This is a genomic window from Amphritea sp. (assembly GCF_050300915.1).
In the GTDB taxonomy this organism is placed as follows: Bacteria; Pseudomonadota; Gammaproteobacteria; order Pseudomonadales; family Balneatricaceae; genus Amphritea.
This window is the reverse complement of sequence record NZ_JBNKYN010000018.1, coordinates 45,424-64,203: the sequence shown is the minus strand read 5'-3', so window position 1 is coordinate 64,203 and position 18,780 is coordinate 45,424. Positions and strand designations below refer to the sequence as shown.

General features: G+C 51.3%; 15 protein-coding genes. 8 read left to right on the top strand and 7 right to left on the bottom strand.

What is annotated here, in order from left to right; all coding sequences use genetic code 11:
• Positions 1-60: 60 nt before the first annotated feature.
• Positions 61-693 carry a YbfB/YjiJ family MFS transporter gene (locus ACQY8X_RS07135; RefSeq protein WP_428034456.1) on the bottom strand — a complete coding sequence of 211 codons (633 nt, stop codon included), beginning with the start codon at positions 691-693 and terminating at the stop codon, positions 61-63.
• A gap of 144 nt (positions 694-837) precedes the next feature.
• On the opposite strand from ACQY8X_RS07135, the gene ACQY8X_RS07130 reads away from it, so the two are divergent.
• Entirely contained in the window at positions 838-1,704 is an 867-nt protein-coding gene (locus ACQY8X_RS07130) for a LysR family transcriptional regulator (RefSeq protein ID WP_428034455.1), read from the top strand.
• Here the strand turns inward: ACQY8X_RS07130 and ACQY8X_RS07125 are convergent.
• Positions 1,695-3,440, bottom strand: a complete 1,746-nt coding sequence (locus ACQY8X_RS07125; RefSeq protein WP_428034454.1) for a DEAD/DEAH box helicase — start codon at positions 3,438-3,440, stop codon at positions 1,695-1,697. The genes ACQY8X_RS07130 and ACQY8X_RS07125 overlap by 10 nt on opposite strands.
• A 258-nt stretch (positions 3,441-3,698) precedes the next feature.
• Between ACQY8X_RS07125 and ACQY8X_RS07120 the strand changes: the two genes are divergently transcribed.
• The gene (locus ACQY8X_RS07120; protein WP_428034457.1) at positions 3,699-4,508 is read left to right on the top strand and encodes a mechanosensitive ion channel family protein; all 810 of its coding nucleotides are present in this window, start codon (positions 3,699-3,701) and stop codon (positions 4,506-4,508) included.
• Between the two features lie 44 nt (positions 4,509-4,552).
• Here the strand turns inward: ACQY8X_RS07120 and ACQY8X_RS07115 are convergent, their stop codons facing one another.
• The 3 genes from ACQY8X_RS07115 to ACQY8X_RS07105 all read right to left on the bottom strand — a co-directional run bounded on the left by ACQY8X_RS07115 (position 4,553) and on the right by ACQY8X_RS07105 (position 8,628).
• The gene (locus ACQY8X_RS07115) at positions 4,553-6,793 is read right to left on the bottom strand and encodes a hypothetical protein (protein ID WP_428034453.1); all 2,241 of its coding nucleotides are present in this window, start codon (positions 6,791-6,793) and stop codon (positions 4,553-4,555) included.
• A gap of 93 nt (positions 6,794-6,886) precedes the next feature.
• A complete protein-coding gene (yidD, locus tag ACQY8X_RS07110) occupies positions 6,887-7,195 on the bottom strand; it encodes a membrane protein insertion efficiency factor YidD (protein WP_428034452.1) in 309 nt (102 codons plus the stop codon).
• A gap of 47 nt (positions 7,196-7,242) precedes the next feature.
• Positions 7,243-8,628, bottom strand: coding sequence for a PhoH family protein (locus ACQY8X_RS07105; protein ID WP_428034451.1), 1,386 nt, complete (start codon positions 8,626-8,628; stop codon positions 7,243-7,245).
• A 133-nt stretch (positions 8,629-8,761) separates the two neighbouring features.
• Here ACQY8X_RS07105 and cobB point away from each other — a divergent pair, with 133 nt between their 5' ends.
• Positions 8,762-9,472, top strand: a complete 711-nt coding sequence (gene cobB, locus ACQY8X_RS07100; RefSeq protein WP_428034450.1) for a Sir2 family NAD+-dependent deacetylase — start codon at positions 8,762-8,764, stop codon at positions 9,470-9,472.
• Between the two features lie 168 nt (positions 9,473-9,640).
• Entirely contained in the window at positions 9,641-11,023 is a 1,383-nt protein-coding gene (gene ppnN, locus ACQY8X_RS07095) for a nucleotide 5'-monophosphate nucleosidase PpnN (protein WP_428034449.1), read from the top strand.
• A 20-nt stretch (positions 11,024-11,043) separates the two neighbouring features.
• On the opposite strand, the gene ACQY8X_RS07090 is transcribed toward ppnN, so the two are convergent.
• Positions 11,044-13,872: an L-glutamate gamma-semialdehyde dehydrogenase gene (locus ACQY8X_RS07090; RefSeq protein WP_428034448.1), complete on the bottom strand. Its 2,829-nt coding sequence runs from the start codon at positions 13,870-13,872 to the stop codon at positions 11,044-11,046.
• A 337-nt stretch (positions 13,873-14,209) separates the two neighbouring features.
• Positions 14,210-15,394, bottom strand: a complete 1,185-nt coding sequence (gene bktB / locus ACQY8X_RS07085; RefSeq protein WP_428034447.1) for a beta-ketothiolase BktB — start codon at positions 15,392-15,394, stop codon at positions 14,210-14,212.
• A gap of 161 nt (positions 15,395-15,555) precedes the next feature.
• Between bktB and ACQY8X_RS07080 the strand changes: the two genes are divergently transcribed.
• From ACQY8X_RS07080 to ACQY8X_RS07065, 4 genes are all read left to right on the top strand, one after another.
• Positions 15,556-16,497: an AEC family transporter gene (locus ACQY8X_RS07080; RefSeq protein ID WP_428034446.1), complete on the top strand. Its 942-nt coding sequence runs from the start codon at positions 15,556-15,558 to the stop codon at positions 16,495-16,497.
• A 43-nt stretch (positions 16,498-16,540) separates the two neighbouring features.
• Positions 16,541-17,290 (top strand): TIGR00266 family protein, encoded by a 750-nt coding sequence (locus tag ACQY8X_RS07075; RefSeq protein ID WP_428034445.1) that lies wholly within the window; start codon positions 16,541-16,543, stop codon positions 17,288-17,290.
• A 129-nt stretch (positions 17,291-17,419) separates the two neighbouring features.
• Complete coding sequence (locus ACQY8X_RS07070) at positions 17,420-18,379, top strand: M23 family metallopeptidase (protein WP_428034444.1); 960 nt, start codon at positions 17,420-17,422, stop codon at positions 18,377-18,379.
• Entirely contained in the window at positions 18,319-18,780 is a 462-nt protein-coding gene (locus ACQY8X_RS07065) for a bactofilin family protein (RefSeq protein ID WP_428034443.1), read from the top strand. The genes ACQY8X_RS07070 and ACQY8X_RS07065 overlap by 61 nt, the downstream gene beginning before the upstream one ends.

Sequence of the window (18,780 nt, the reverse complement as noted above, 5' to 3'; positions counted from 1 at the left end):
TCATCCGAGAGCCTGTGGCTTAAAATTGCAGCACCTTCGGCAACAGCCAGCATTGGACGTTTATGTACTAAAACCTTTCCATTGCTGAATTCCTGGTTTAGCGCCTGACTGATGGCTGGTATCCGGGCGGGGCAGCCAGCGCCAGGCGGGGATGGCGATCAGGGATCCGATCAGCCCGACGGCCAGCCACTGCTCGCGCCAGTCGAGGTGCCCGATCATCAGCTCGGCGGCTAAACCACTGACGATGATGCCCAGTCCGGCACCGGCATAGTGGATACCCAGTTCAGGCCGGTGACCGTGACGCAGCAGCCAGTTCATAATCAGCCCGGCGCTGATGAGCATGCCGCTGGCACTGCTCAGGCCTGAAAAAAATCGCAATACGCCCCAGAGCCAGATATTGTCGGTCAGTGCCATGCCCAGGGTGGTAATCACTGCCGTTATCAGGCCTGCACGGTAGAGCATATCTTTGGTTTTCAGATTGCCAATGGTGGCGGCCAGCAGGGCGCCACACATATAACCGATGTAGTTGATCGTCGCCAGATAACCTCCGGCCAGATCGCTCAGGCCCGCTTCAGACTGCATCGCCGGCAGTAGAGTGGTATAGCAGAAGCGGGCGATACCGATGGTCAGAATCAGGCCAAGCAGACCAGAGCCCAGTACTTTCAGGTGTTGCCTGTCATCGGAAGTTTGCATAGAACTCTGTCCGTTTATATTTATATTGATAAGCGTATATATTAATATTATTCGCTACAAACGAATTATTGAGAATAAAATATTCTCAAATAAAGAACTATTTGACTGTTTGTAGGGTGTCTGTGAACTGATTCTGTGGAGGTCATGTTGGAACTGATAGCGCTGAAAACCTTTGAAAAAGTAGCGAAAGAGGGGGGGATTCTGGCGGCTGCAAAGCAGATGAATACGGTGCAGTCGAATGTCACCACGAGGATTCAGCGTCTGGAAGAGGAGTTAGGTACCAAGCTGTTTTCCCGTAAGGGGCGGGGGCTTGAATTAACCCGGCCGGGCGTGATTCTGCTGGAGTATGCCGAGCAGATCTTGCAACTGGAGCGGCAGGCGGGGGTGGCCGTCAGGCTGGCAGATAAAGGTGCTGCTGAGATCAAAATCGGCGCGATGGAGTCCTTCACTGCAACCCACTTGCCCCAGTTGTTGGGAGCGTTGAGAGAGTGTTGTCCAAAACTGAGGCCGCAGGTCACCGCAACCACCACCGCTGAGTTACTCCGGGCAGTATTGGAACACCATCTTGATTGTGCCTTCGTAGGTGGGCCGATTGATCATCCCGATCTGGTCACTATTGATGTCATGGTTCAGGAGCTGGTATTGGTGAAGCCCGGGAGCGTTACCCCGGCTGATAATCTGGTGCTGTTCCGGGAGGGTTGTGTCTATCGCAAAAAAGCGCTGCAGTGGGCGCGTGATTATCAGGATAACCGCTATGGTCTGAGTGAACTGGGGACTCTTGAGGGGATCCTCGGCTGCGTGGCTCAGGGGCTGGGGGTTACACTGATGCCGCGCAATGTCGTCGAGCTATCGATCTATCGTGATAGTCTGCTTTTTGAATACCTGCCGGAAGATGTCTCTATCGTGCCGACTCAGTTTATCCGTCACCGCAGCACGCCCCGGTTGCAAGTGATCGAGTCACTGTTTGACTCGCTGCGCTGGTTACCTGATCGTGCCGTTAATCAGAGCTGATTTGCTTTGCGGTAGTTGCCCTGATAATCGAAGATCCGTTCCTGCACCCGCCAGAACTGTCCGGACTTGCGGGCGACGACGAAATCCGGGGCGGTAAACAGTTGGGATACGGCTAACACTTCGTCTACGGAGTTGAACTGTCGCGGTTGTAAACTCTGGCCAAAGCGTCGCCCAAACAGATCATTAAAGCGTTTTCTCGGTTTACTGTGGTGCAGGTCAAACAGTTCACTCAGTTCTTCGCCCTGCTCATCATGATAGATCACTTTCAGCTTGCCGCCGGACTCACTCAGGGAGATTCCGGCACAGCGGATCACCCGGGCATCTTTGAGTTTAAGAGCCGCTTTGAGCTGATCGTCGGGATCGATAATGGCGTGGCCGCACTGGTGGCAGTTGCGCGCAGCGATGTCATTCTCCGCGTTGCACTGGGGGCACTCCTTAAAGCGGAAACGATAGTCGCACTGTGCGATTGAACCGTCCCCCGCCTCAACCGTGCCCTGACAGCGTCGGCCAAAATGCTCCAGAATATTGCCCTCCTCATCCGTTTTGCCCCAGAATATATTGGCAAATTCACAGAGCGGACAGAACACCTGTACCGGCACACTACTGCTATCCGGTTTTGGCTGCCCCACCTCCGGGGCGAACAGGTCGAAACCGTTGCCAGCATAGTCCATCACCAGGCAGTCGACTTTGCCCTCAGCCAGCCTGAGTCCCCGGCCGACGATCTGTTGAAACAGGGAGACTGACTGGGTGGGCCGCAGAATGGCGATAAAATCCACATGGGGGGCATCAAAGCCGGTGGTGAGTACGGCAACATTGACCAGATATTTGATCTGTTTTGCTTTAAACCGGCTGATCAGCTCATCTCGTTCGGCATTGGCGGTGGCACCGGTGATCAGTGCGGTCTCTCCTTCGGGAAGATAACCGCAGATCTCATGGGCGTGTTTGACGGTTGCTGCAAACACCATCACCCCCGCTCTTGTTTTAGCCAGCTCCACTATCTGCTCGCAGATTGCTCGGGTTACCCGGGGGTGGCTCACCAGCAACTGATTCACTTCTGCTTCAGCATAGTTGCCAAACTTATTGGCGTGCAGTAGCGAAAAATCATACTGAGCGATGGGTGCATCGACCATCCTGGGTGGCGTCAGAAAACCCCGTTTAATCATATATTGCAGGGGCAGCTCATAGATGCAGTGGGTAAATGGTTTGGGTTCACTACTGCGGCAAAAGCCCCGATAGTGATAGCGATAGATCCAGCCCATACCCATGCGATAGGGGGTTGCGGTTAAACCGAGCAGCTTTAGTTGGGGGTTAAATGTTCTCAGCTGGGTGAAAATCTGTTGATACTGACTGTTTTCATCATCGCTGATCCGGTGGCATTCATCGATGATGACCAGTGAGTGCTCTGTGGCAAAGTCCTGCAGGTTGTGGGCAACTGACTGCACACTGGCGAAGGTGACCTGATGATGACTCTGTTTTTGTTTCAGCCCGGCGGAATAGATGCCTCCTTCCAGACCATAGCTGAGGTATTTGTTGTGATTCTGTTCAACCAGCTCTTTGACATGGGCCAGCACCAGAATTTTACGCCGGGCCAAACGGGCCAGTTCCGCTATCACCAGGCTTTTGCCAGCGCCGGTCGGCAGTACTATGACAGCCGGTTCATCGCTGCTGCGAAAATGGTTCAGGGTTGCCTCAACCGCATCCCGCTGATAGTCACGCAGCTGAAAACTACCGGGCATATAAGTGACCTGGTTTGCATTGAGTTACGGCTAATGATTTAGCCATTCTGATGGATGGTTTACGGGGTAGCGGCATACGACTATTTTAGCGTGGAATGCACTGATTTAAACGGGCTTTTTTCTTCAGAGTATGAGATATTCCCGCCAACAGAAGAGGGGGACTCAGCATTTTTTTCGATGGCTGAGTTAATTGCGTCTATTCTGAGATAACAACTCAATATTGCAGTGTCTATGACAAAAGAGGAAATGGAGATGGAAATGGATCTATCGTTTATTGATGTTTATGTATTGCCCTGGGCGATTAATATCGTGATGGCAGCGGCTATTTTTATAGTCGGTCGGATGATTGCCAAAGTTCTGGTGAACCTGCTGGGTAAAGCCCTTCGCAAAGGTAAAATGGAAGAGATTCTGGTCAACTTTATCTCCTCCATCGCCAACATTTTGCTGTTGCTGGTCATCATTGTTGCGTCTCTGGACCAACTGGGCGTTGATACTACGTCACTGATCGCTCTGGTAGGTGCCGCAGGTCTGGCGGTTGGTCTGGCATTGCAAGGCTCTTTGCAGAACTTTGCGGCAGGCGTCATGCTGATTGTATTCCGTCCTTTTAAAGAGGGCGATTTCATTGAAGCAGCAGGCGTTGCCGGTGTTGTTGAGCACATCAGCATTTTCAATACGATTATGCGTACCGGTGATAACAAAGAGGTTATTGTACCCAATGGCAATATCTATAGCGGCGTGATCACTAACTATTCTGCCCGTGATACCCGTCGTGTAGATATGGTGTTTGGTATCGGCTATGGTGATGATCTGAAAAAAGCCAAAGCGCTGCTGGAAGAGATTGTTACCAGTGATGAGCGGGTTCTGAAAGATCCTGCGCCGGTTATTGCAGTGTCTGAACTGGGTGATAGCAGTGTTAATTTCGTGGTACGTCCATGGGTTAAATCTTCAGATTACTGGGGTGTGATGTTCGATACTACTGAGAGTGTGAAGCTGCGCTTCGATGAGGAAGGGATCTCTATTCCGTTCCCGCAGATGGATGTTCATCAGTACAAGCACGAAGTCAAATAAACCCGTTTTTATTGAAACAGCCGCTAGTGCGGCTGTTTTTTTATCTATTCTTTTATCGGTTTCTCTTCTGTTTCAGCTTCAGTATCAAGCGGTTTTTCGATCAGCAAACCTGCTTGAATCTGTAGTTTGAGTGTCTCGCTCTCCTGACGTATCTTCTGGATTTCAAGGCGATAGCGGAAGATCTCCTGATAGCGATGTTCGAGCCGGGCTTCTAGGTCGTCAATCTGCTTATTCTGCATCTTGATGGTCTGCTCATGTTTCTTGATCTTATTCTGAAGATTGTTGATCAGACCGTAGCTTTGGCTGCCGGTTTCAGGCTCGCCGAGCGTTTCCTGTCCGGGAAGCCGTTGCTGGTTAAGTTCGACAACCAAATGGCTGTACAGCGCCTTGAGGTCGGTCGCCTCACGGGTGTTATAACGGATACTGCTTTCCATCGCCTTGTGAGCACTGGCAGAGCCGATTGAACCGGCGAGTATATGCTCGAGCATCCGGTGAAATTCCAGTAACTCGATAATGGCGATATGACTTTTACCGGTTACCTGCAGGTCTTCGGTAATCTGTAGCAGGGCTGCTTTGGTTTTATCTTTGTTGAGATAGCTTTCTAACAGCGTCTGGGCTTCATTCAGCTTATCATCCAGCGGAATATATCGGTCCAGCCCGGTCGGCCGCGCTTTTTGAGTGGCTGCGGGTTTCATCGCACAGAGGAACTCAGTGGAGAGATTACGCTCGGCTTTATGAGGGCTGTAAAGCAGCGAGCCAAGAATATAAAAACTGATGTTGACCAGCAGGGTCCAGAACACGCTGTGGGGAATTGAGCCGATATCGTCGAAGCCAAACAGGGCTTCAGGTCGCAGCAGGGCAAAGCCGAATAGTCCCTCGTTCAGAACCGTTGCCGGAATCCAGCCATGGCTGATAAACGCGGGGATCATCAGGGTGTAGATCCACATCAGAAATCCCGCCAGCAGACCTGCCAGGGCGCCAGCACTATTGCCCCGGTTCCAGAACAAACCACCCAGCAGGGCGGGGGTAAATTGCAACACTGCAACAAATGAGATAAGCCCTATTGCCACCAGAATGTAGGCATCGCTGAACTCGATGGCAAAGCCGTAACTGCCCAGTAGAATTATCGCCGCCAGTAGCCAGCGGATCTGCAGCAGGAAGGGTTTAATAAAACGACAGGCAGGTACTCTTTCCAGAACCGGAAGTATCAGGTGATTTGATGCCATTGTCGAGAGCGTCATGGTAGTGACAATGATCATGCCGGTAGCGGCAGAAAAGCCACCAATAAAGGCCAGCAGCGTCAGCGCGTTATTGCCCGCTTGCTGCGGCAGTAGCAAGACATAGAAGTCGGCGGACTCCTGTGGCAGCCCCATCAGCAGGCCACCAGCCGCAATCGGCACCACAAACAGGTTGATCAGAATCATATACAGCGGCAGCATCCAGATCGCTGTTTTGATGTGTTTATGATCCGCATTTTCGACCACCGCGACATGGAACATCCGCGGCAGGTTCTGAATGGCAGCAAAGCTGAGGACGATCAGTGTCAGCCACATGACGCCGGAGTTTGCGGTGCCGCTGACCTGAATAACCCGCTCGAAACCCTGATCAAACAACCGTTCGGTAATGTCATCGAAGCCCTTGAACAGGCCGAAACTGACAAACAGTCCAACTGCAATAAAGGCGATCAGCTTTACCACACACTCGACGGCCAGCGCGGTCATCATCCCCTGATGTCGTTCGGTGGGGTCTAAACGGCGCATGCCGAACATGATGGTGAAGGCGACCATAAACAGGGTTATCAGCAGACCGGACAGTCCCCATCCCATGGTGGAGCTTTGATGATCGGTAATCAGCTGGAATGAGCCAACGACCGCTTTCAGCTGCAGGGCGATGTAGGGGAGAATGCCGAATAGTGCGATCAGGGTGACCAGCGCGGCAATGGTTTCAGAACGGTTATAGCGGGTGGAGATAAAGTCCGCGATGCTGGTGATGCGGAAAACTTCTTTGGCAAAGACCATACGCCGCAGGGTGATCCACCAGAGGGCAATTCCGAGCATTGCCCCCAGATAGACGCCGAGAAACTGCAGGCCGGAACTGGCGGCAAACCCGACACTGCCGTAAAAGGTCCAGGAGGTATGATACACCGCCAGTGAGAGAGCGTAGACCCAGGGACTGCTAAAACCCTTGCCGCGGGTCTCAATCCGCCGTTCAACTAATTGAGCGATACCGAACAGTAGCGCCATATACAACGTAATCGTGAGAATAACGGTGAGCGTGCTAAACATCCTGATCCTTACTCTAACAGCTTAGTTTATAAATCAGATAGTTAAGCTATAGCTGGCTTAGCCTCGCAGGTCAATTAAAGGTTACCCAAAAGCTCATTCCGGTGGCGCAGTGTGGCTATCCGGGGCAGGCTTATGGTCACTGCAACAGGCCGGAGGCACCGGGTCATAGCCTCCGGGATGGCCGGGATGACATTTGCCGAGGCGTTTAATACCCAGCCAGCAGCCTTTGATCACACCATGGGTTTCGATCGCTTCAACCGTATACGCTGAGCAGGTTGGATAGAACCGGCAGTTCGGCCCCAGAAACGGGCTTATCAGGTATTGATAGGTGCGAATGAGAAAAATAAAACAGCGTCTTAGCATCATGGGGTAAGTGTAGCGCTGTAAGGATGGCTGGGACAAGAAAAAGCCGCGTACTGGCGCGGCTTTGATGGATAATCTTCAGTGCATCAGAGATGCTCTTCTGCGTATTCCGCCAGCCTTGAGCGGAAGATCCCCTCTAAGTGCACGGTTGCTGAGCCTTCAAATCCTTTAAAGCGCTCGACCACATAGGTCAGACCCGAGGTGAGTGCGGTGAGATAATTGGAGTCGATCTGGGCAAGGTTACCCAGGCAGATCATCTTGCTGTCCTTACCGCAACGGGTGAGGATGGTTTTTAATTGCTGAGGCGTCAGGTTTTGCGCTTCATCAATCAGCACCACCGCATTCTGAATACTGCGTCCACGGATAAAGTTAAGTGATTTAAACTGGATATTGGCTTTTTCAATCGCATATTTAACACTGCTCTGCGGACGCTCATCACCTTCATGCATCGCTTCCAGATTATCGAGGATAGAACTAAGCCAGGGGGTCATCTTCTCCTCTTCAGTGCCCGGCAGGAAGCCGATATCTTCAGCCACTGGCGGGGTAGAGCGGGTGACAATAATCTTGTTGAAGCGTCCCTCTTCAATCACCATCTCCAGGGCACAGGCCAGTGCGATCAGGGTTTTACCTGAGCCCGCTGCGCCATTCAGCAGGCAGAGGTCGATATCAGGGTCCTGAATCGACTGCATGGCAAACGCCTGGTAGATGTTGATAGGGTGAATACCCCAGCACTCCTGCTGCATCAGCTTTTCGTAACCAAGATCTTTCAAAATGATCTCTTCATGGTTAACCGATACCACCCGTGCGGCAAAGTCTTTTGAGTCATCATAGATATACTGACAGGGGTAGGTGTCCGGCAGCAGATCAGGGCTGACTTTATGATAGGTGTTAGCACCTTCCTGATAACTTTTGACCTTTTCAACTTTCTCCCAGAAGTTACCCTCAATATGAAAATGTCCGGAGGGTAGCAGTTCCAGGTCGGAGACTAACTGATCCTTACGATAATCCTCTACTTTTTGCAGCCCTGCGCCCATTGCTTTAAGGCGCATGTTGATATCTTTAGTAACGAGAATGATTTCGCGATGGGGATCGCTGCCCTGCAGGTGCAGAGCGCAGTTGATAATATGGTTGTCGTTATTCTTATTGTCAGGGAGAAACCCCTGACGGGTGGTAAGTTCGTGGTCGGGGAATATACTCAGTTTACCCAGTCGGGTGGTATCTTCGGTTCCGGGAACCTTGATCTGTACCCCTTTAAGTATCTGGGAGGGGGTGGCCGCGCTGAGGATATTATCAATCGCGCGAATGACATGCCTGGCTTCCTGAGCGACGCTCTGTTTGCGGTCCTTGATGCTGTCCAGTTCTTCCAGGACGGTCATCGGTATAGCAACATCCTGCTCCTTAAATTCGTAAAGGCAGTTTGGGTCGTGCAGTAAAACGTTGGTGTCGAGGATATAGAGCTTATCAGCACTCATACGGGTTTCCTTCTCGAGCCGACTCATATATTTACACAGTAACCGGTAAAAAAAACTCCAGCCTGTATAGTTAGTTAAGCAGAAGTTGGCGTAGGATTAAACCCATGTGTCAGCATTTTTAAGGAGCAGGGTTGTGCAGTATCAGAATATTGTGATTCTGACCGGTGCGGGAATATCGGCTGAATCTGGAATTAAGACATTTCGTGCTGCGGATGGTTTGTGGGAAAACCATCGGATCGAAGATGTCGCTACCCCGGAAGCATTTGACCGGAACCCAGAGTTGGTGCACCAATTCTATAATCAGCGCCGCGAGCAGTTATTGCTACCGGATATCCGCCCGAATCCTGCGCATCTGGCGCTGGCAAAGCTGGAACAGGCGTGTACCAGTGAACAGCTACTGTTGGTAACCCAGAATATCGATAACCTGCATGAACGGGCTGGCAGTAAAAATCTGATTCATATGCATGGTGAACTGTTGAATTTGCGCTGTACCACGTCCGGTCAGGTGTTTACCAACTACCAGCCGGTAGGGCCCGATGTTCGCTGTGGCTGCTGCGATGACATGGGCACCCTGCGCCCGGATATCGTCTGGTTTGGTGAGATGCCAATGCAGATGGAACTGATCTACGATGCCTTGGAACACTGTGATCTGTTTATTTCAATCGGCACTTCCGGTCATGTCTACCCGGCTGCCGGTTTCGTTGAAGTGGCTAACAGTGTCGGGGCGGAAACGGTTGAAATTAATCTTGAACCTTCCAAAAAACAGTCGGCATTTAATCGCCATATTTATGGCCCGGCCAGCGAGGAAGTGCCCCTGTTTGTTGAAAGTTTAATCAATAGTTAATTCTTTTTTATCAACAGGTTAATGGTTTAGTGTCAGGATTTTAACTATATTGTAACCTGAACTTTATATTTTTTAGACGGGTCAGATCATTAAAAGAATGACTCGCTAAGCCCTGTGTACAGCGGGAAACTGTTTCTGCGCTGGGGTGTCGATCAGAGGGGCAAGACCATGATGACAGAACAATTTGTAAGCGCGAATATTACGCCACTGGATAGTCTGGACACACTTTCACCTTACGAGGTTGCAAAACTTCAGGACCGCAATGAAGCAGGTTTATATCCGCTCTTTCGCCAGTGCGCCCTGGCGGTGCTTAACTGTGGCAGTGAGCTGGACAGTACTAAGCAGGTGCTGGAGAAACATAAGAGTTTCGATATCAGGGTCAGTCAGAAACACCGGGGTGTGCAACTGGAGCTGATCAATGCGCCCTCCAGCGCGTTTGTCGATGGTGAGATTATCCAGGGTATCCGTGAGCATCTGTTTTCTGTGCTACGGGATCTTCTCTATGTCGGTGATGAACTGGACAAGTGTTGTGATGGCCTGCTGGAAGGGGAACAGATTACCAATATGGTGTTTCATATTCTGCGTCACGCCAAAGCGATTGAGCCCCATGTAAAACCGAATCTGGTGGTCTGCTGGGGTGGTCACTCGATCGGTCGGGAGGAGTATATCTACACCAAACAGGTGGGTTATGAACTTGGTTTACGCGGCATGAGTGTCTGTACCGGTTGTGGCCCGGGGGCGATGAAGGGGCCGATGAAAGGCGCCACCATCGCCCATGCGAAACAGCGCATCAGCGACGCCCGTTATGTCGGTATCTCTGAGCCGGGCATTATTGCCGCTGAATCCCCCAACCCGATCGTCAACGAACTGATCATCATGCCGGATATTGAGAAACGGCTGGAAGCGTTTGTCCGGCTGGGTCATGGCATCATTGTCTTTCCCGGAGGCGCGGGCACAGCCGAAGAGATTCTCTACATGCTGGGTATCCTGCTGCATGAGCGCAATATCGCCTGTCCATTCCCCCTTATTTTTACCGGCCCTGCTGGCAGTGAAGCCTATTTTGAGACGGTGGACCGGTTTATCCGTTCCACTTTAGGTGATCGCGCGGCATCTCTCTATGAGATCGTGGTGGGTGACCCCTATGAAGTTGCGGTGAAAATGAAAGCGGGACTTGAGCGGGTGACGGTTTACCGCAAAGCGACCGGCGAATCGTTCCACTTTAACTGGCAGTTGTATGTTCCCGCTGAGTTTCAGCAACCCTTTGAACCCACCCATGAAAACATGGCCAGCCTTGATTTGACCCGTGATCAGCCTGATTACCTGTTGGCTGCCACGCTGCGAAAAGCACTCTCCGGGATTGTTGCCGGTAATGTTAAAGCACCGGGCATTCGTGCGATTGAAGAGTTTGGTCCGTTTGAACTCAGTGGTGAGCCGGAGCTGGTGAATGAGCTGGATGTGCTGCTGTCATCCTTTGTTTTGCAGCGCCGTATGAAGATCGATTATGAGGAGTATTCACCCTGTTATCGACTGGTGCAGGCTGCAATTGCCTGATTCCGCTGTGATTGCTCCGGTTATCTGTCGTTGAAACAGCTGTGGATCGTTTGCTGGCTAAAACTGAGCAGATAGTTGGGGCTGCCGGTCTGTGGACCGCTGGCCGACAAGCCCACAGAGGCACAGTGCTGCCCGCTGTAACAGTTGTCGCTCAGGTTACGTTGAATAGTGATATTGCCAGGCCGCAGTGACTGGCAGATAGCCTTGATGGCTTCATTATCAGATGAGTGAATGCTCAGTGACAGTCCACATTCAGTGCGATTGATTTCATCCACGACCCTTTCTGAATTGTCCTTGTGGTAGTGGATGATATGGAGTATCGGGCCGAAATGCTCCTCACTCAGCTCATCAATGGAGTGCAGGCGAATCAGGGTTGGCGCGACAAAATAGCCTGTATCATGCTGACGGCTCAGAGTGCCTTCAAATATCAATCTGCCATGTGCTCTGCAGTGTTCTATGTGTCCATGGAGAGCTTGTAGGGCATGATTATCGATCACAGGCCCCAGATCGGTGTCTGGCTCGCGGGGGTCATCTATCTTCAGGGTATGGAGCGCTTCAACCAGCATGGTTTCAATCTGCTCTGCGATATCGTCCTGCAGATAGAGCACCCTTAGTGCAGAACAACGTTGCCCGGCGCTATTGAAGGCTGACTCGATAACGTCTCTGACGACCTGTTCCGGCGGTACGCTGTTATCAACAATCATCGCACTCAATCCAGCGGTTGCTGTAATAAAGGGGATCATCGTTGCGTTTTCCCGGTGTGCCAGTTGTCGGGCGATGATGTTGGCCGTGAACAGTGACCCGGTAAAGGCGATGCCGCAGAGGCGAAAATCATTTATCAGTGGCTCATCGATCTCATCACTGCGGCCGGGTAGCAGGGCGAAGGCATCTCTGGCAACGCCAGCCTCTAATAACAACTCGGTTGCACGATAGGCTATTAGCGGTGTGCTGTTAGCGGGTTTGGCGATCACCACATTCCCAGCCAAAAGCGCGGCAACGACCTGACCGGTCCAGATCGTCAGGGGGAAACACCAGGGGCTGATGCAGACAAAGATCCCCCGGCCCTGGGCAACCAGGCTATCTCTTTCACCTGCCAGCGAGACTATCGGTTGAGGTGATAACTGACTGATTGCCTGCTTGGCGTAGAGCTGGCACAGATCAACCGCTTCACGGATCTCATTCAGCGCATCCCGCAGGGTTTTACCCGCTTCGCGAATAGCAAGCGCGACCAGTTCTTCACGATACTGTTCCAGCAGCTCGGCAAAACGGTTGATAATTCGCGCCCGTTCAGCCACCGGTTGCTTGTTCCAACGGATAAATCCGGCCCGGGTAACGGTGTAAGCTTCCCGTACATCTTCAATGGTGCTGCGATACAGCTCCCCGGTTTGCAGACTGAGGTTAAAGGGTGAAACCGTTATCTCAGCCGGGCGGGAGCGGACTGGCTCACCATTGATCAGCGGAGCTGCCAGCCACTGCTTATCGCTGAATGCTGCGATTCTATTCAGAAGTTGCTGGCGCTGCAGCTGCGAATCAAGTATCACGCCTGTGGCGTTTCTGTTTTTGCTGCAGTGTTGCAGGACGGAATGGTTATTCCCGCCCCTGTCAGCAGCGTGCGGTAACCTGAGCGCCAGATATGGAGGCAGTTGCTGTTGTCCGCCTAAAGGGGCATACAGCTGTTGCTGAACCGGGCTGGTGTGAGTCATTAATTCGCTGAAAAGGGAGTCATTTGTGCCATGCAAGCGCTGTAGTTCGACGGTTTTCAGGCTCTTTGCCGCGCAGTGCAGCACCTGAGCTATGGTTGCTCTATTATGGCTGGCAAACCGGGGGGATAATAACGGGCAATGGTTACTCAGCAGATAGCGGGCGCACAGTTGGTATGACTGTTCAGTTGTCTGTGGCTGCAGATAGATGGGGTAGCTCTGTAGCCCCTGCTTTAACGCCTGAGCTATCTCCCATTCCCGGTAATTACCTTTTACCAGTCTGACCGGAATAACGGTTTGTAGATTATCAGCGATATAACTTAACCAGCCCAGAATCGGTAAAGCCCGTTTCGAATAGGCCTGTACCGTGATTCCTAGCCCACCCCAGTCGCGACAAAGATCGCTCTGCAGCAGTTTTTCAAACACCTGTAATGTCAGTTCCTGTCGGCTAGACTCTTCCGCTTCAATCATCACCGGGATGTTTTCTGACCGGGCAATAATCAGCAGATGCAGTATCCGCTGGGTGAGCTCCTCAATGATGCCGGATGACTTGAGCGGTTCCAGACGGGGGTGCAGGGCAGACAGTTTTATCGATAATGAAGGGGGTGGGTGGCCTTTGAGCTGCTGAGATGCGATTGCTTTCAGCGCATCGAGACAGTGATTGAAGTGCTGTCGGGCGGCCTCGGCGGAGACCGCATTTTCGCCCAGAATATTGAAGGCGTAGACAAGGTTGTCAGCCGGGTGGCTGATCATCTGTTGCAAACCCTGACGGATATCGGGGCTGAAGATAAGTTGTTGTCGCAGCGCTGTGACCGCCTGAGTCAGAGCGTCACCGATGACAACAAAGTCGATGCGGTTTACCAGCTCACCGAATATCTCTGCGGGCTTGGTTTTCGGAGATATAGTGCTGCTATAAACTCCCTGTTGCCAGATGGTTGTATGCTGAATATCGAAATGGTGGTGGTCAACATAGGTGCGCCAGCGTTCTGCGGTGATTCGGTTCTTTATCAGGTCGCAGATGCTTTGTTGATCAGGCAGGTGCAGAAGATGTTCTGCCAGTGACAGCAACGCCAGTGCCTCTTCAGCCTTCATTCCTGCGGCAGTTTTCCACTGTTGTACAAGAGTTCCGGTGTTAAAAAGAGGAGGCATTTGCTCTTCTGATGGTTGCTTCTCAGGCGGGTTCAGTTCAGCTATTTGTGCTGACAGAGTTGCCTCGTCTGCGGAATAATACGCGGGAATATTATTCCACAGTTGTGCGGCGCTCCATTTAACCTGTTGATCTGAGAAATATAGCGAAAGAGGAAACATAGAGTGCCTGATGCCCGCAAATAAGTTAACGATAAGACAGAGCATAGCCTAAATCGTAAGGGATCAGGGGTAAGTCATCTCTATATGCTGAATGTATCGTTGATCTGGGCCATAAAAAAGCCCGCATCTATTTCACTGCGGGCTGGGTTAAACGTTTAAACGTTGCTACGGGCTAATTTCAGATACTTTCAAGCAGAGCGGCAATACCCTGTCCGCCACCGATACACATGGTGACTACGGCGTAGCGACCGCCACTGCGTTTTAGTTCATATAGTGCTTTTACGGTAATGATGGCACCTGTTGCGCCGATCGGGTGGCCCAGAGAGATACCACTACCGTTGATATTTACCTTTTCCAGTGGCAATTCAAGATCACGACAAACCGCCAGCGCCTGAGCTGCAAACGCTTCGTTGACCTCCCATACGTCGATATCAGTTGTGGACAGCTCATTATCGGCCAGCAGTTTACGGACGGCCGGAACTGGACCGATGCCCATATATTTAGGTTCAACCCCGGCAAAGCTGTACCCGACCAGCCGGGCCATCGGTTGTAAACCTTTTGCCTGAGCCGTTTCCGCGGCCATCAGGGTGACAGCGGCAGCGGCATCGTTAAGGCCGGAAGCGTTACCGGCGGTGACGCTACCGTCTTTCTTAAACGCCGGTCGCAATTTTGCCATATCATCGATGGTACAGCCATAACGGAGGTGCTCATCGGTCTCGAACAGGGTAACGCCCTTGCGTGACTTCAGCTCAATAGGAACGATCTGCTCTTTAAACCGGCCCTCGGTGATGGCGCGTTCAGCGTTGTTATGGCTCATCACCGCCAGAGCATCCTGATCTTCACGGCTGATTTGCCACTTTTCGGCGATATTTTCCGCGGTAATACCCATATGGGTGTTATCAAACGGACAGGTCAGAGCACCCACCATCGCATCGACGATTGCCGCATCCCCCATCCGCTGGCCAAAGCGTGCAGTTGGCATCCAGTATTGCGACTGGCTCATCACTTCTGCACCACCAGCTACCGCTGCATCGCAGACGCCCAGTTCAATCTGTTGTGTCGCTGAGATGATTGCCTGCAGACCGCTACCGCACAGACGGTTCATCGTTACCGCTGGGGTTTCAACTGGCAGACCGCCGTTGATGGCGGCAACCCGGCCAAGATACATATCGCGGCGCTCAGTGTGGATCACGTTACCAAAGACACTGTGGCCGAAATCTTCAGGTGCAGCACCGGAGCGGGTGACCGCTTCGCTGACACAGGCGCTGGCGAGGTCACAGGGTGTCTGAGACTTGAGGCTGCCACCAAAACCACCAATGGCGGTACGTACGCCGCTTAGTATGACTACTTCTCTTTTGCTCATCGTTGAGTCCTATATATTAACTGTTTGTTCTTGTTATTATTATTTTAAATGTGGTGCAGTCAGGTGAGATAACTTATCACCGGTAGGCGAGAAAGGCTCTAGCCAATTAGTGAAACATTGATAACAAATTCGCTTATTTATTCATTTTCTGAGAAAGAACGATGCAGTTGCTTTTTGATATTGTAATACCTGTATTTATCCTCATGGTGCTGGGCGGTTTATGCCGCCTTAGCGGCTTGATGGAAGAGTCCGGCGCCGCCGCTCTGAACCGGTTTGTCTACTACATTGCAGTGCCTGCGCTGATGTTTACCTCAACTGCTACCGTCGATATTGAGTCAGTGCTGCAATGGAACTTCATCGCCGTTTATTTGGGCGGTTCTGTTGTGGCGATTATCATCGCGTTGTTCGGCTGGCGAAAGATGCAGCTGTCGTCTCCCCTCGACTGGACGGTGATTGCCCTTAACTCCGCCTGGGCCAACACCGTCTATATGGGGATACCGATCTTCTACTTTATTTTTGGTGAGCGAGGGGCGTTGCCGGTGATCATCGCGACGCTGTCTAGTAATCTTCTCTTTATCCTGATGATGGCGCTGATGTCAGAGTTACAGAATAGCGAGGGTCGGGTACTGGCGAAACTGAAAATGTTGCTGTTGCAGGGGGTGCTTAAAAATCCGGTAATGATGGCACCGCTGCTGGGGATGCTGGTATCGGTCAGTGGCGTAACACTTCCGCCAATGATTTTAACGCCGATGCAGATGCTGGCACCGTCTGCTGCTCCGGTTGCGCTGTTTGCACTGGGGATCTCACTGAGTGGGCTGGAGGTTCGGAGCGGGAATTTTGAGTTAATCTGGCTGACCTTAGTCAAGCTGGTGCTGCACCCGCTGGCAACCTTTGGTTTCGCTGTGCTGTTTAACTTGGAACCGTTTTGGGGTGCAAGCGCTGTGGTTTTGGCAGCTTTGCCAACCGGGGCAATGGTGTTTGTTCTGGCGCAACAATATAACACCCGGGTAGCACTGACTTCGGCAACGATTTTGGTGACCACCCTAGTGTCTTTGATTACGCTGGCGCTGTTGCTACCGCTGATGAAACAGTGGGGTGGGTAGCTGTTATGAATGGCTATTATGAAGAACTGTTATGGAGAGTACTATGAAGTGTCACACAGTAGATTATGAAATTATCGGAAACTCGATGCCGATGCTGGAGGTGGAGCTCGATCCGGGTGAGACGGTGATCGCTGAAGCGGGATCCATGAACTACATGGAGCAGGATATCGGTTTTGAAACCAAGATGGGGGATGGTGCCGACCCTGAGCAGGGGATGTTATCAAAACTATTTTCTGCGGGTAAACGGATGATTACCGGTGAATCACTGTTTATGACCCATTTTTCCAATAATGGCGGACAGAAGCGTAAAGTGGCTTTTGCCGCACCCTATCCCGGTATGGTCGTGCCGATCGACATGTCCCAGATCGGAGAACGATTGTATTGCCAGAAAGATGCCTTTCTCTGTGCTGCCCTGGGTACCCGTTTATCGGTTGCGTTTTCCCGTAAGCTTGGCGCGGGATTTTTCGGTGGCGAAGGTTTTATTCTGCAGAAGCTGGAAGGCGACGGAATGGCTTTTATTCAGGCCGGTGGTACCGTCGTGAGAAAAGAGCTGAATAACGAAACATTACGCATCGATACCGGTTGCCTGGTGGGTTTCGGTCAAGGCATTGAGTATGACATTGAGATGGTCAAAGGGCTTAAATCGATGTTCCTTGGTGGCGAAGGTCTGTGGCTGACGACACTCTCGGGAACAGGGACTGTCTGGGTTCAGAGTCTGCCGTTCTCCCGCCTTGCGGACCGCATTATCGCTGCAGCCCCTGCTGTTGGGGGAGATAAAAAGGGAGAGAGCTGAAATCCAGTATCGCAATGACTGTGCAAGGTCATAAAATGGTGTGTTTTTGATGTCGTTTTTATGACTTTTTGCCTCAATGAAGGTATATTCCCCCGATGTTTATTCTCGTGATTTTTTGGTTTACCGGTCATGCTGCGTAAAAAACTGGTTATTACATTAACAACTGCTCAGGGATCACGGCAGTATACGCTAGGCCAGCTGGCCAGATATCTGCTCGCCCTGTTTTTGCTGATGTCGGTTTGTAGTTTCTTTATCTCTAACCTGTTGTTGGTAAAAACATCTGACGAGCTTGATAACCTGGAACAGGGGATCGACTCTCTTGCCAGCCAGTATGAGATGACCCTGGGTACAACTGAGTTGCAGAAGGGGCAGCTTGATCAGCTCTCTACTACACTGCAAGACCTGAAAGTCGAACGCGATCAGTTACAGGAAGAAAACCTCCGCATTGGCGAGTTGAATGAAACCCTGGATGCCAGTCTGTATGGCCTTGAAGATCTGCTGGGCCTGCCTCCGTCTGATGAGATGACGTCTGACCGTGCGGGTGCACTGACGGTGATGACCAATCAGCGGCTGTTTTTTCTCAGTGTTCTGCCCAATGGAGAGCCCACACAGGGCATCCGGATTACTGATGGTTTTGGTATGCGGATGCATCCGATCCATAAGAAACGGGTTATGCACAACGGTATCGACTTTAAAGCAGACATTGGAACACCGGTCTACGCGACCGCTGATGGTGCTGTGGAATATGCCGGCAACCATAAAGCCAGTGGTTTTGGTAAACTGGTCATATTGCAACACGCGCTGGGGTTTAAAACTTACTATGCGCATCTGAGTGATGTAAAAGTGAGCAGCGGAACGTTTGTCAGCAAAGGGCAACTGATCGGTCTGAGCGGGAACTCCGGTATCTCTACCGGTCCGCATCTGCATTATGAAGTTCGCTACCTGTTCAGACCCGTTGATCCGGCGCCCTTTGTGGCGTGGAATATAAGCAATTTCGATTCACTGTTTTCAGAAGTAAAAGATGTAAAATGGGCTTCTTTACAAAAAATGTACCCGCTAAATCAGGCGCTGCAAACGGCTCAGCAATAACCATTATTGCTGAAGGCAATAAGTTCAGTGGTGATATGAGTATCATCGGCCGGATGCATATTGACGGTACATTTGAGGGTAATATCTCTTCGCTGGATAATATCTCGATTGGTAAAAGTGGTCATGTACATGGTGTGGTGAAAGCGAATCAGATTACCGTATGTGGTTTGCTTGAAGGCGAAGTTGTCTGCGACCAGCTTGAGATTGATCGTGGTGGCAAAGTTGTGGCAACTGTTATCAGTAAAATTATGGCAATTCACCCGGAAGGTAATTTCATCGGTGAACGGCGTATGAAAGAGGTGGGGGTGTTGGAGCATGCACCACAGATTGAATCGGGTATTGATGCGATCGACTCTTTGCCAGACAAAGTAACGATTAAAGCGGCAAAGGAATCTGCATAA